The following is a 13,284-nucleotide window of genomic DNA, read 5'->3' as shown; positions in this document are numbered from 1 at the left end:
TTCCTGAACGCGCTCATCTGATCTGAAAACCGTGCGCCAGCGGATCGCGGTCGTCAACAAAAATGGTGTTGTGGCCGATGACCCGCGCCCAGCCTCCGATGCTCGGGAGGATGCCGCGATAAGGCCCGATGTTTGCCTCGGCCTCCACACGGCCCTCGAAGATGGTTCCGATCAGGCTTTCATGACGGTAGCTCGACCCGACGGTAAGTCGTCCCTTTCCATGCAGCTGCGCCATGCGCGCCGATGTGCCGGTACCGCCCGGCGAGCGATCTATCGCCTTCTCGCCGTAGAAGACCGCGCAGCGCCCGTCCGACACGTCGTTGACGGGACGATCGCACCAGATCGCGTGATGCACGCCCGATATCCTGGCATCATCGGGATGAACGGGATTGCAGACACCGGCAAGCGCATGCCTGAGCCTCTGGCTGCAGGCGACGATATCGGATGCGCTCATGCCGTCGAGCCCGCTCCAGTTCTCCTGCGGCTCGACGACTGCATAATAGTTGCCGCCATAGGAAATATCGACGCGCAGGCGACCTATTCCGGGCACATCCACCGCGACATCGGCGTCATGAAGATAGCTCGCGACATTGTGGAGACGGACGGAATCGACATATCCATCCTTCTCCTCATAGGTGACGTCGACCCTGCCCGCCGGCGTTTCGATCGCGACCCTTCCAGTCTCGCGCGGCTTGATCAGCCCTTCCTCGATCGCGGCGGTCACGGTGCCGATGGTGCCGGCGCCGCACATCGGCAGGCAGCCGCTTACCTCGATGAACAGCACGGCGAAGTCGCAATCGGGCCGATAGGCGGGATAGATGATCGAACCCGACATGATGTCATGCCCCCTCGGCTCGAACATCAGCGCCTTGCGCACCCAGTCATGGTCGCGGACGAAAATCTCCCGGCGCTCGCTGATCGGCGCATGCGGCAGCAACGGGCCGCCGCCGGCGACGAGACGAACAGGGTTACCGCAAGTATGCGCATCAATGCAGAAGAAGCTGTTTCTCATCCTCTACCCTCCCTCCTCATCTCGCCTTCGGTATCCTGTCGCGGTCGAGCAGGCCGCGGGACAGTCGGTCGAGCAGAAGAGCGACTGCGACGATCGCCAAGCCTGCTCTGAGGCCGAGCCCCATCTCCATGCGCGTCAGGCCCCGCGTCACTTCCGCGCCGAGACCGCCGGCGCCGACGAGGCCGGCGAGCACCACCATCGCAAGCGACAGAAGGATGCATTGATTGAGGCCGACGAGCAGCGTCTGCTTGGCGAGCGGCATTTCGATCTTCCAGAGGATCGAGCGAGGCGGTGCGCCGATGGCGCTGCCGAGCTCGATGAATACCTTCGGCACCTGGTTAAAGGCCAGCGTCGTCAGGCGCAGCATCGGCGGAATGCCGTAGACGATCGTGGCGATGATGGCCGGCACGCGCCCGAGGCTGAAGATCATCACCGCCGGAATGAGATAGACCCATGGCGGCACGGTCTGCATCACGTCGAGAACCGGGCGCACCACAGCCTCCAATGTCTTGTAGCGCGAGCAAAGCACACCGATCGGGAAGGCGATGAGAACGGAAATCGCGACGGCGACGGTCACCAGCGAAAGCGTCTGCATCGACGCCGTCCACAGCCCGACAAGAAGGCAGAAGCCGAGGCAAAGGCCGGCGAGGATGGCGGCGCGCAGGCTGACGGCGAAGAATGCCAGCAGGACGATGATGGCGATCAGAGCATAAGGCGGCACGAAGAGGAGTGCAGCTTCGATTGCCGACAGGACCGTTTCGACCACGGTGCTGATGGCCGCAAACAGCGGATGAAGATTGGTGTTGAGCCAATCGACGGCCGGGGCCAGGAAAGCGCCCGGCGAAAACTGCAGGTCCGCAGGATTCATGACTTCCTCCCTGTTCCCAGGCGGGCAGCACTCTGGGTTATCCGGTCAATCACCATGGTCAGTACCACGATTGCGATCGCGGCATTGATCGAGGTCGCGATATCGAGCGTCCTGATCGCGCCATAGATCGTCTCTCCGAGCCCGCCGGAGCCGACGATGCCGGCGATGACGACCATACCGAAAGCCATCATCAGGCTCTGGTTGATGCCCGCCATGATGCTCGGCAGTGCAAAGGGAAGACGGATCTTGAAGAACATCTTCCCCGGCGTCATTCCCAGCGCCTCGCCGAGCTCGATGAATTCCTTGGGCGTCATGCGGATGCCGAGAGAGGTCAGGCGGATGGCCGGCGGCACGGCGACGATCACCGTGGCGATCAGCGCCGTCGCCGGCCCGTAGCCGAGCAAGGCAATCGCCGGCAGCAGATAGATGTACGGCGGCATCGTCTGGATGAGATCGAGGCCCGGCTCCATGAAGTGATCGAGAGCCGTGAAGAAGCCGGCGGCAATGCCGATCGGAATGCCGATCGCCAAGGCGATCGTGGTGGCAGTCAGGACCAGAGCCAGCGTGCTCATCGTCTCCGGCCACAGTCCCATCGAAAAGCAGAGCGCCAGCGCGACGCCGCTGAGGAGCGCGAACCAGACATTGACCACCCGCCAACCGATCAGCGCCACGATCAGGGCGACCACGTAAAACGGCGGAAGCTCCAGGAGCCAGAGAATCCCATCATAGAGACCCTCAAGAAGCTGTCTGATATAGTCGAACAGGAATTCCCCGTTGTCGCTCACCCATTCGAGCGCGGAGTCCGTCCATTCGTCGAAAAGGTCGGTGAAGGCTGAACTGTCCATGTCAATCAGCTCCCTGGGTCACGCCGCCGTCAGATCGGGGGCGGAGGTTCCCTTGACACCCATCAAGAGGCTGCGCGGTGTAACCACGCCGACAACCCGATCATTATCCACAACGGCTATGGCGTCGCGGTCCGACTGCATCGTCAAAGAGATGAGCTCGTCGATGTCGGCGTCCGGCGTCGTGCGCGCCAGCGACGCTATATCCGAATTCGCAGCGCTCTGCTGAAATTCGGCAACGCTGCGCATGACGGAATGCGCCTTGATCAGATGCAGGCGGGATATGCCGGCGACGAACTCGGCCACATAAGCGTCGGCCGGGTTGAGGATGATTTCTTCAGCCGTGCCGGTCTGGATGATGACGCCGTCCTTCATGATGGCGATGCGGTCGCCAATGCGGATCGCCTCGTCGAGATCATGGGTAATGAAAACCGCGGACTTGCCGAGCGCTTTCGTCAGCTGGCGGAATTCATCCTGAAGCTGGCGCCGGATCAGCGGGTCGAGCGCGCTGAACGGCTCGTCCATCAGAATGATCTCGGGGTCGGAGGCAAGGGCGCGGGCCAGCCCGACGCGTTGCTGCATGCCGCCGGAAAGCTCATTGGGATAGCGGCTCACCCAGTCGGCGAGGCCGACTTTCTCGAGGGCGGCGGCGGCGGTCTTGTTTCGCTCCGCCTTTGCAATTCCCTGGACCTCGAGGCCGAAGGCCGCATTTTCCAGAACTGTCCGGTGCGGCAGCAAAGCGACGCTCTGAAACACCATGCCGATATTCTTGGCGCGCATCTGCCGGAGATCGACCGGCGACAGGCTGGCGAGGTCGCGCCCCTTGACGAGAACCTTGCCGGAACTCGGCGTAATCAGCTTGTTGAGCAGGCGAATGAGCGTCGATTTTCCGCTTCCCGAGAGTCCCATGATGCAGAAGATTTCGCCGCGCCGCACCTGAATGCTCGCATCGGAGACGCCGACGACGCAATTGAACTCCTGCAGGACCTCTTTCTTGCCGAGACCACGCTCCTTGATCGACTTCATCGCCGCAGCGGACTTGCCCCCGAAGACCTTCCAAAGGGACTGGCAGTCGATCAGGACATCCTTGGCATCGATATTGACGGTTTTCATGGCGATCCCCTTTGAGCCAATGACGCTGGCTTCTCATTAGGTTTCAAGATGGCCGCCCGACGGCTCGGGCGGCCACGAGGTGCTCACTTCTTCTTGATGTTTTCCCAACGCTTGATCAGGTCGGCGTGAGCGCCGATCCAATCCTGCACGGCCTGGTCCATTGTCTTGCCATCCTTGACTTCACCGTTGATGGTGGTGATGTCGGCGATCGGCACGTAGACGCTGGCCATGACTTCGCGGGCATGCGGATATTCTTCGGAGAAGCCCTTGTGACCGATCCAGTAGTAGCTCTGCGGGGGCGGGAAGACGCCCTTCGGATCCTTCAGGTACTTGACCTCGTACTTCTGGACCATCCACGACGGCTCCCAGATCGTCACCGCGATCCACTCCTGGCGATCATAGGCGGACTTCAGCGCCGCCGTCATCGCGGCCGTGCTGCCTTCGACGAGCTGGAGCTTGAGGCCGTAATCCTTGACCGCATTCGCCGTATCGCGCATCAGGCCGGCGCCCGGTTCGATGCCGATGATCTTGCCGCCGAACTTGTCGGCGTTTTCATTGAGCTGTTCGAGCGAGTCGATCGGAACATATTTCGGAACAGCGACGCCCTGATAGAGGCCGTGCGACACCGGCGAAATCTTTTCGAGACGGTTCTTGTTCTTGTCCCAATAGTCCTGGGCCACGTAGTCGGTCTGCGAGGTCAGAGCCTGGATATCGCCCTTGGCGAGAGCGGCATAGGCGATGCCCCATTCGGAGAACTCGGTCACCTTCACGGTGTAGCCGGCGTCTTCGAGAACCTTCTTGGTGATGCCGGTGATGGGCGTCAGGTCTTCCCACGCCATCGTGCCCAAATTAATCGTCTTCTCTTCCGCACCGGCGGGCAGAATACTCATCCCGATCACCGCAGCGGCGCAGAGCGCCTTCCACAAAGTCTTCATTGTTGTTACTCCTGGTTTTCGTTCCCATTCTCATTGAAGCCTGCGGACGGCAGTCTTCATATTGCGCCGACCGAGGGATCATCCCTCGCGGCCGGCTCGCAATTCCTGAAAGCGGATGACCGAGTTGATGCCGAGCCATGCGATGGGCTCGGGCGGCAATTTCGTCGGTTCCGGCTGGTTCTTGTATGTGTCGAGCTCGGGGCTTGCGGCTCCCGTCGCAAGATCTGCGGCCATCATGCCGGCAAAGGTGCTCTTGACGGTGCCGAGACCGTTTTCGCAGCAAGCGGAAAAGAGCCCTTCCTCGACTTCACCGAACGCCGGCACATGGTTTCGGCTGAGGCAGAGTGCACCCGCCCAGCTGTACTCCATCGGAAGGCGCTCCAGCCCGGGGAACCGGACATCGAACGAGCGGCGCTGTTCGGCCGCAATGCCGGCGACCCGCTTCTCCGATACTTTGAGGCTCGGGTCGTAGGTGAACCTGGTCCTGACGACGATTCGCGAAAGCCCGTTCTTGGTGATCTTGCGCACCGTTGCGCCCATCGGATCGGCCGGCAGCAGCGCCCATCGATCGACGCCGGTGACATCGCCGCCGAATTCGTTCTGGGAAAAGGCCGATGTCATCGACGCATAGGTGAAGATGTGCATCAGCCGGCCCCGGAAGTGGCCGAAGCTCTGAATATGGCCGTTTACACCCAGAATGACCTTGGGCGCAGAAACGGAACCACGCGCGGTCTTTGCCCGCCAGGTTCGGCCGTCGCGCGCAAGCTCCAGAACCGGCGAATGCTCGTGAATCGTGACTTTCGAGGAAAGCCCGCGTGCCAGGCCGCGAATATAATCGGCTGGCTGGATCATCACGGCACCGGGCGTATAGAGCCCGCCGAGATAGTAACGCGAGCCTGTCATCTCCCGCATCTGATCGGCGTCGAGAACGCGATGTTCCTCGCCGATCTTTTCGAGCGACTTCCGGTAGTTGTCGTTGAGCCCCAGCCCCCGCTCGGAAGCCGCGGCATTCACCTTGCCCGCCGGATCGAAGGTCTCTGCGGACAGGCCGTATTCGGCTGCGGCGTCGGCGGCAAAGGAGATCGCCAGACGGTTCTGGCGAATCTCGTCCTTCGTCGCTGCTTCGTCGGCGACCGAATACTCGCCCGACGACAGATTATGCGGCACGTCGATCATGAAGCCGGAATTCCTTCCGGCCGGACCCTTGGCGAGTTCGCGGGCCTCCAGGATGACGATTTTGTCCTGGGGCCGCGACTGCGAGAGGCGGCGCGCCGCCGACAGACCGGCAAATCCGCCGCCGATGATCAGCCAGTCGGCGGTAATGTCGTGCTCAAGCGCCGTTACGGGAAAGGCGCGTTCGCTGGTCGCCTCCCATCCCGAAACGCCGGTATCGATCGGCAGGTGCTTGATCACATGAGGAGTCATCGGATCGTCTCGTCGACCGACCGTTCGGATATGTCGATCCAGATGGTCTTGAGCTCGCAATAATTGTCGTGGGCGAAGACCGACTTGTCGCGACCGCCGAAACCGGACTCCTTGTAGCCGCCGAAGGGGGTCGAGGCATCGCCCTCACCGAAGCAATTGACGGTGACGAGGCCGGCGCGAATGTCGCGGGAGAGCCGGATCGCGTTGCGCAGACTGCCGGTATAGATCGACGCGGTCAGGCCGTAATTGGTGTCATTGGCAAGTGCGGTGGCCTCGGCCAGGTTTTCGAAGGTGGTGACCGAAAGGATGGGGCCAAAAATTTCCTCCTGGAACAGCCGGCTCTTCGGCGTGACGCCATCGACCACCGTCGGCTCGATGAAGACCCCTTCATAAGTCTCACCGCCATGGGCGAGCGAGAGTTTTTCGGTCTTCACGTCATCGAGGAAGGATTTCACCTTCTCGAAATGGGTCTTGCTGACGAGTGCACCGATACGGTTTTCCGGGTTCAGCGGATCGCCCGTCTTCCATTCGCGCATATAGGCGCCGATACGCTGCAGCAGTTCGTCCTTAATGCTGGCATGGACGATCAGGCGCGACGTGGCCGAGCAGTTCTCGCCCATGTTCCAGAAGGCGCCGTTGACCACCTGCTCGGCGACGAGATCGAGGTCTTCGGCATCGGCCAGCACCACCGCCGGATTCTTGCCGCCGCATTCGAGCACGACCTTCTTGAGGTTCGAGTCGGCGGCATAACGCAGGAAGCGGCGGCCGGTCGGCGTCGACCCGGTGAAGGCCACCATATCGACGTCCATGTGCAGGCCGATCGGTTCGCCGACCTCCCGGCCGGAGCCGGTAACGACGTTGAACACACCAGCCGGAATACCTGCCTCATGGGCAAGCTCGGCGACGCGCAGCGTCGTGAGCGTCGTTTCCTGCGCCGGCTTGACGATGACCGAGCAGCCGGCGGCGAGCGCCGGGCCGATCTTCCAGGCCAGCATCAGCAGCGGGAAGTTCCACGGCAAAACACAGCCAACGACGCCGATCGGCTCGCGCACCACCATGGCCAACGCATTGGCGCCGACATTGTTGGTGTTGTCGTAGATCTTGTCGATGAGTTCGGCGTGCCAGCGGATCGTGTGAATGGTATCGGGAACGTCGACCGTCTGGCATTCGCGCACCGGCTTGCCGCTGTCGAGGCTTTCCAGAACGGCGAGTTCGTGCCTGTTCTGCTCCATGAGCTTGGCGAGCTTCAGCAACACTTCCTTGCGCTCGCCCGGGGAGAGATGCCGCCAGCGACCGTCGTCAAACGCTTGCCTCGCCTTTTCGACGGCGAAATCGACGTCGCTGGAATCACAGGCTGCGATCTCGGCAAGGACCTCGCCTGTCGCAGGGTTGGTGGAGGTGAAGGTCTTGCCGGAATTTGCCGGACGGAACGCGCCATCGATGAAGGCATTCGTCGGAAGTTGAAGACCGGCGGCGATCGCCTTGTATTCGGCTGCGGTCAAGGGTTCATGCATGGTTGACTCCCGACGTGATCTGGCCGACCGTGCGCTTCAACGTGGAAACGACGGTCTGAAGGGTTCTTTTCTCTTCGGAGTTCAGTCCGCGCAGCGGCGCGCGTACCGGGCCGGCCTTCAGGCCGATGATCTCGCAGCCGTGCTTGATCGACTGGACGAACTTGCCGCATTCGAGGAAATCCATCAGCGGCAGCATCGCGCTCATGATCGCCCGGCCCTTGTCAAAGTTCTTCTCGACGACGCAGGCCTCATAGAGGGCGACATGCTCACGCGGCAGGAAATTGGAGCCGGCGCAAACCCAGCTCTTCGCACCCCATGCGAAGAATTCGAGCGCCTGGTCGTCCCAGCCGCAGGAGAGCGAGATGTGCGGGAACCTCCGGGCGAGCAGGTGAAGATTGCCCATGTCGCCGGAGCTTTCCTTGATGGCGACGACGTTCTTCGACTTGCCGACGCGGGAAAAATACTCCTCGCCCATCACCACACCCATCCGGGCAGGATAGTTGTAGAGCATGATCGGCAGGTTCGCGGCGCGATCGACCGTCAGGGCGTGGACGGCGTTTTCGCGTTCGGTCGGCAGCGCATAGGGCGGTGACGATACCAGGATCGCATCAGCGCCGATTTCCTTTGCCGATTTGGCGTATTCGGCCGAATCCTCGGTCCGCGTGGCGCCGGTGCCGATGATGAGCGGCAGCCGCGTCCCGATCACCTCCTTCGCATAGGCCGCGAGTTCGTAACGTTCCTGGCTGCTCTGAGCGTAGTATTCGCCCGTCGAGCCGCCGACGATGATGCCGTGAACGCCCGCCTCGATCAGCGACTCGAGCACGGCGGCAAACCCGGCCCGGTCGATCTGCCCGTTCTTATCGAACGGCGTCACCGCCGGCGTATAGATCCCCTCAAATTTCACGATGACTTCTCCAATAATTGCGTGGCCGGACCGCCGAGATGGGCATCCGCCTTGAGGCCTTGCGGGGCGATGAACATCTCCATGTTCTCGCGAGACAGTTCCCAGTGTTCGAAGACGAGGTCGACGACGGCGCTCTCGTCGTGAGCGCCGAGAGCCTCGATGAAGCCGTCATGATGGTCGACGGCAATTCGCAGCCGCCGCCGCATGTCATCGTTTCTCGGCCGGAAGAAGGTGTGGCCGATGCGCGCGTGGTCGATGAGCAGCCGTCCGAGGCTCGGCTGCAGATAGTCGTTGCCCGACATCTCACCGAAGATTTCATGAAAGCGATTGTTCTCCAGAACCATCGCCAGCGGGTCCTTGGTCTCGCTGGCGGCCCGGAACCGTTCCTGGGTCTGCCTCAGGTCGACAAGCTGCGCGGGCTTGAAGTTCTGCACGGCGAGGCGGCCGATCGCCGCATAGATCATAGGCGCGACAAGGAAGAAATTGCGCAGCGTCGAGTGGTTCATGGGAATGACCCGCGCACCCCTGTTCTCGCGGATGTCGATATAGCCCTCGCCGGCAAGGCGCCGGAATATGTCCCGCACCGGGGTGCGCGACAGCCCGTACTTCTCGCTCAGACTGGCTTCGTCCAGATCGGCATCCGGATCCAGCTCCATCGTCAGAATCTGGCGTTTCAGGTCTTCGTAGAGATTGCTCTTCGGTGTCTTCGCCATCGTCGATCTCCGGCCGTTTGTTGCTCTACGCTGGGAAAGATGACACGCCGCCCGGTCACAGTCAATAATTGTGTACTCTATGTACACATTAAAAATTTGTTGATTACACAATCGACGGGGCGTTTGAGAGCCACGGTAGGAAGACCCTTTTCACCGATGGACGCTTGATGCCGCTGCTAATTTTGGAAGTGACGGGCACGACAAAAGCTCCGCCGGAGGCAGCCTCCGCGGAGTTCGTCTCATGCATTCTCGTGGTAGGTCGGTGGGCTTGGCTCCGGCCGAGATCGATCATCGGGCTTCAAGAGCCGCAAGCGCCGGCCATCGCTGGAGGTTCCGACATGCGGATGGCGGCGGCATCCGGGGAGCGCCTGTTCGGCGCCCCCCGAAAAATTACGCGGCTAGGGCGCCGCTCTTCTTGGCGGTCCAGGTGGCGATATAGTCCATCAGGCCGGGCGAGAGGCAATCATAGGGCTCGAGGCCCGATGCTTTCAACTGCGCCCTGACGGCGTCCATCTTCGAGGGATCGAAGCCTCTTTCGATGATCGACGATACGAAGGCCGCAAAAGTCGGCTTTGCCCAGCCGCCCTCCTGGAAGCGCTCCGGATGGACGAAGGACAATCCCTGGAAAGGATGTTCGCGCTCGACCGGCCCGTACATATGCACCCCGCACTCCTTGCAGGCATGCCGCTGAATCAAGGCGGCTGAATCGACGACAGCGAGCTTGTCGCCGTTTTCCAGCACCTCGACGCTTTCGGTCGGCGCTACGGCCACAACCGAGAAGACGGCGCCTTTCGGCTTCCAGCACTTGGTGCAGCCGCAGACGTGGTTGTGCGCGATGTCACCTTTGATCCTCACTTTGACCGGATTGCTCGTGCAGTTGCAGACAAGCGTTCCGCCTGCGAAAGCAGCGTCAGTCGCTCGAAAGCCCGAATCCACTGCCGGATGTATGGCTATGCTGGTCATTGCTTCTCTCCTCCCTGGCCGTTTGCGAAATGCCCGGCCGAGCTCTGCAACTAGTTTGTCAGCTTCTGCGCATGCCAGCGCAGATGGTCTTCCATGAATGTCGAAATGAAGAAGTAGGAATGGCCGTAGCCTTCCTGCATGCGAAGCTTGAGGTTGATATCAGCCGCCTCGCAGGCTTGTCTCAGCTCGTCGGGGCGCAATCCGTCTTCGAGGAAGCTATCCACCGTTCCCTGGTCGACGAGCAGTTCGGGGAAGCGATGCCCGTCCTCGATCAGCGAGCAGGCGTCATAGGCCCGCCAGGTCGCCTCATCGGCGCCGAGATATTTCCGCAGGGCCGGCTTCGACCAGCCGGAGACCGAAGGATGGCTGATCGGCGCAAAGGCCGAGCAGCTGCGGAAGCGGTCCGGGTTTTTGAGCGCGATCGTGATCGCGCCGTGTCCGCCCATCGAGTGACCGAAGATCCCCTGACGGTCCATGTCGACCGGGAATTCCGCAGCAAGGAGCCGCGGCAGCTCGTCGACGATATAGCTGTACATGCGATAATTCGCCGAATAGGGCGGCTCGGTGGCGTCCACGTAAAAGCCCGCTCCCTTGCCGAACTGCCAGTTGTCGGGCTCATCGGGAACGTGGTCACCGCGGGGGCTGGTATCCGGGCAGACGATGACGAGACCGAGTTCGGCGGCAACCCGCCGATACTCGCCCTTGTCCATGACATTGGCATGCGTGCATGTCAGGCCGGACAGATACCATAGAACCGGCAGATTGCCCGCGGCTGCCTGCGGCGGCACGAACACCGCGAAGGTCATGTCGCAATCGCAGGCCTCGGAGCGTTTCACGTAGACGCCCTGAGTGCCGCCGTAAGACTTATCGGTCGCGATCATTTTCATTCTTAGTAGACCACCACGCCGCGGATGCTTTCGCCCTTGTGCATCAGGTCGAAGCCCTTGTTGATGTCTTCGAGCGGCATGGTGTGGGTGATCATCGGATCAATCTGGATCTTGCCCTGCATGTACCAGTCGACGATCTTCGGCACGTCGGTGCGGCCGCGCGCGCCGCCGAAGGCGGTGCCCATCCAGTTGCGGCCGGTGACCAGCTGGAACGGCCGCGTCGAGATTTCCTGGCCGGCGCCGGCCACCCCGATGATGACCGATTTGCCCCAGCCGCGATGCGAAGCTTCCAGCGCCTGGCGCATCACCTTCGTGTTGCCGGTGCAGTCGAAGGTGTAGTCGGCGCCGCCGATCAGGTCGCCATTGCGCTTGGTCATGTTGACCAGATAGGGAACGATGTCGTCGCCGACCTCTTTCGGGTTGACGAAATGCGTCATGCCGAACTTCTCGCCCCAGGCCTTGCGATCCGGGTTGATATCGACGCCGATGATCATGTCGGCCCCGGCCAGGCGCAGCCCCTGCAAGACGTTCAGGCCGATGCCGCCGAGACCGAAGACGATCGCCGTCGATCCGACCTCGACCTTGGCGGTGTTGATGACGGCGCCGATGCCGGTGGTGACGCCGCAGCCGATGTAGCAGACCTTGTCGAAGGGCGCGTCGGGATTGATCTTGGCAAGCGCGATCTCCGGCAGCACCGTGTAATTGGAAAAGGTCGAGCAGCCCATATAGTGATGGATCTTGTCCTTGCCGATCGAGAAGCGCGAGGTGCCGTCCGGCATCACGCCTTGGCCCTGGGTGGCGCGGATCGAGGTGCAGAGATTGGTCTTGCGCGACGTGCAGGAATAACACTCGCGGCATTCCGGCGTATAAAGCGGAATGACATGGTCGCCCTTCATGACCGAGGTCACACCCGGACCGACATCGACGACGATGCCGGCGCCCTCATGGCCGAGGATGGCCGGAAACAGGCCTTCCGGATCGGCGCCCGACAGGGTGAAATCGTCGGTATGGCAGATGCCGGTCGCCTTGACCTCCACCAGTACTTCGCCGGCCTTCGGCCCCTCCAGCTGCACGGTCATCACTTCAAGCGGCTTTCCGGCCTGAACGGCTACAGCGGCGCGAACGTCCATTTGATAATCCTTCCCTATTAAATTCAATTTCGGTGTTAGATATGCTGAGATACGGCAGAAAGATCGGAACGACTTTCTTCGGTCTCACCTCCGTCATCCCGGCTCGACTTGACACCAGACCGCGAGGAGCGGCTGGGCGGTACATCTTATCGCGAAGGATTGCCCCGCATCGTTCGCGAAGACGGTTCCGGTCGCGGCGGAAAACCATTGGGAATCGCCAAGGCAGATTTCCCCCGGCGACAGCAGAATGAAGGCACGTGGCTGCGTCTGAACATGATCGGGAAAGCGGGTGTAGCGATCCATATAGATCACGCCCACTCTTAGATCCGCCCGCTCCTCCAGGCCGCCCGGACCGACCAGGACGGCGTGGGAGTGGGTGTTGCCGAAATTCAGGCTTGCAAAGGGGCCGGTCCGGCCACGCCTCCACAGCAGCTTGTCGGCGAGACTTTTGAACTGGCCCGCGATCGCCTCATATTTTCGGCCGGATTTTGCCAGCTCGCCGATGGCGTCATCCAGCCCTCCGGGCACACCTGGAAGAGGGTCGCCCTCCGGCCGCACCTTGCCTGTCTTGAGCAGCCTCTGCAGCACCTTGCCGGCAACGAAACTGGCAACGGCAGGGGCGTCGGCCGACAGCATCAGCCCGCCGATATCGTTGAGAAATTCCTGCAGCGGCCGAGGACGCCTTTCCCTTCCGAGGTCGTGCAGCCTGATATAAGCCGGCTTTTCCTCATCGTTCAGGAGAAGGTCGGCACCAGGTCTGATTGGACGTCTCACCACACGCGCCACGTTCGGTCTCCTCGCTCAGAGCGCCTTTTGCAATTCCGGCAGGGCGTCGAAGAGATCGGCGACGAGGCCATAGTCGGCGACCTGGAAGATCGGCGCTTCCTCGTCCTTGTTGATGGCGACGATCACCTTACTATCCTTCATGCCGGCCAGATGCTGGATGGCGCCGGAGATGCCGCAGGCGATATAGAGATC

General features: G+C 61.6%; 14 protein-coding genes. All 14 read right to left on the bottom strand.

The features are described 5' to 3' along the window. Window positions 1-13: 13 nt before the first annotated feature. Window positions 14-1,012: a 4-hydroxyproline epimerase gene (locus GGD53_RS29975; RefSeq protein WP_184460346.1), complete on the bottom strand. Its 999-nt coding sequence runs from the start codon at window positions 1,010-1,012 to the stop codon at window positions 14-16. Between the two features lie 16 nt (window positions 1,013-1,028). Further along, window positions 1,029-1,880: an ABC transporter permease gene (locus GGD53_RS29970; RefSeq protein WP_184460345.1), complete on the bottom strand. Its 852-nt coding sequence runs from the start codon at window positions 1,878-1,880 to the stop codon at window positions 1,029-1,031. Then, window positions 1,877-2,725, bottom strand: coding sequence for an ABC transporter permease (locus GGD53_RS29965; RefSeq protein ID WP_184460344.1), 849 nt, complete (start codon window positions 2,723-2,725; stop codon window positions 1,877-1,879). Before GGD53_RS29965 ends, GGD53_RS29970 begins: the two co-directional genes overlap by 4 nt. Window positions 2,726-2,743: 18 nt before the next feature. After that, a complete protein-coding gene (locus GGD53_RS29960; RefSeq protein WP_184460343.1) occupies window positions 2,744-3,835 on the bottom strand; it encodes a quaternary amine ABC transporter ATP-binding protein in 1,092 nt (363 codons plus the stop codon). 83 nt (window positions 3,836-3,918) lie between these two features. Then, window positions 3,919-4,770, bottom strand: coding sequence for a glycine betaine ABC transporter substrate-binding protein (locus tag GGD53_RS29955; protein WP_184460342.1), 852 nt, complete (start codon window positions 4,768-4,770; stop codon window positions 3,919-3,921). Window positions 4,771-4,848: 78 nt separating this feature from the next. Further along, window positions 4,849-6,195 carry an NAD(P)/FAD-dependent oxidoreductase gene (locus GGD53_RS29950; protein WP_184460341.1) on the bottom strand — a complete coding sequence of 449 codons (1,347 nt, stop codon included), beginning with the start codon at window positions 6,193-6,195 and terminating at the stop codon, window positions 4,849-4,851. Further along, on the bottom strand, window positions 6,192-7,709 hold the full coding sequence (locus tag GGD53_RS29945; RefSeq protein ID WP_184460340.1) for an aldehyde dehydrogenase: 1,518 nt from the start codon (window positions 7,707-7,709) through the stop codon (window positions 6,192-6,194). Before GGD53_RS29945 ends, GGD53_RS29950 begins: the two co-directional genes overlap by 4 nt. After that, window positions 7,702-8,613, bottom strand: a complete 912-nt coding sequence (locus GGD53_RS29940) for a dihydrodipicolinate synthase family protein (RefSeq protein ID WP_184460339.1) — start codon at window positions 8,611-8,613, stop codon at window positions 7,702-7,704. The genes GGD53_RS29945 and GGD53_RS29940 overlap by 8 nt, the downstream gene beginning before the upstream one ends. Beyond that, on the bottom strand, window positions 8,610-9,326 hold the full coding sequence (locus GGD53_RS29935; RefSeq protein WP_184460338.1) for a GntR family transcriptional regulator: 717 nt from the start codon (window positions 9,324-9,326) through the stop codon (window positions 8,610-8,612). The genes GGD53_RS29940 and GGD53_RS29935 overlap by 4 nt, the downstream gene beginning before the upstream one ends. A 390-nt stretch (window positions 9,327-9,716) precedes the next feature. Continuing rightward, complete coding sequence (gene gfa / locus GGD53_RS29930) at window positions 9,717-10,289, bottom strand: S-(hydroxymethyl)glutathione synthase (RefSeq protein ID WP_184460337.1); 573 nt, start codon at window positions 10,287-10,289, stop codon at window positions 9,717-9,719. 50 nt (window positions 10,290-10,339) lie between these two features. Continuing rightward, the gene (fghA, locus tag GGD53_RS29925) at window positions 10,340-11,176 is read right to left on the bottom strand and encodes an S-formylglutathione hydrolase (protein WP_184460336.1); all 837 of its coding nucleotides are present in this window, start codon (window positions 11,174-11,176) and stop codon (window positions 10,340-10,342) included. A 2-nt stretch (window positions 11,177-11,178) separates the two neighbouring features. Then, on the bottom strand, window positions 11,179-12,306 hold the full coding sequence (locus tag GGD53_RS29920; RefSeq protein ID WP_184460335.1) for an S-(hydroxymethyl)glutathione dehydrogenase/class III alcohol dehydrogenase: 1,128 nt from the start codon (window positions 12,304-12,306) through the stop codon (window positions 11,179-11,181). Between the two features lie 93 nt (window positions 12,307-12,399). Continuing rightward, a complete protein-coding gene (locus tag GGD53_RS29915) occupies window positions 12,400-13,092 on the bottom strand; it encodes a dimethylsulfonioproprionate lyase family protein (RefSeq protein ID WP_184460334.1) in 693 nt (230 codons plus the stop codon). Window positions 13,093-13,107: 15 nt separating this feature from the next. After that, the coding region (locus GGD53_RS29910; protein WP_210303392.1) for an electron transfer flavoprotein subunit alpha/FixB family protein at window positions 13,108-13,284 on the bottom strand (177 nt) is incomplete at its 5' end.

The organism is Rhizobium aethiopicum, from assembly GCF_014197535.1.
Lineage (GTDB): Bacteria > Pseudomonadota > Alphaproteobacteria > Rhizobiales > Rhizobiaceae > Rhizobium > Rhizobium aethiopicum_A.
This window is presented reverse-complemented; position numbering and strand designations above follow the sequence as displayed.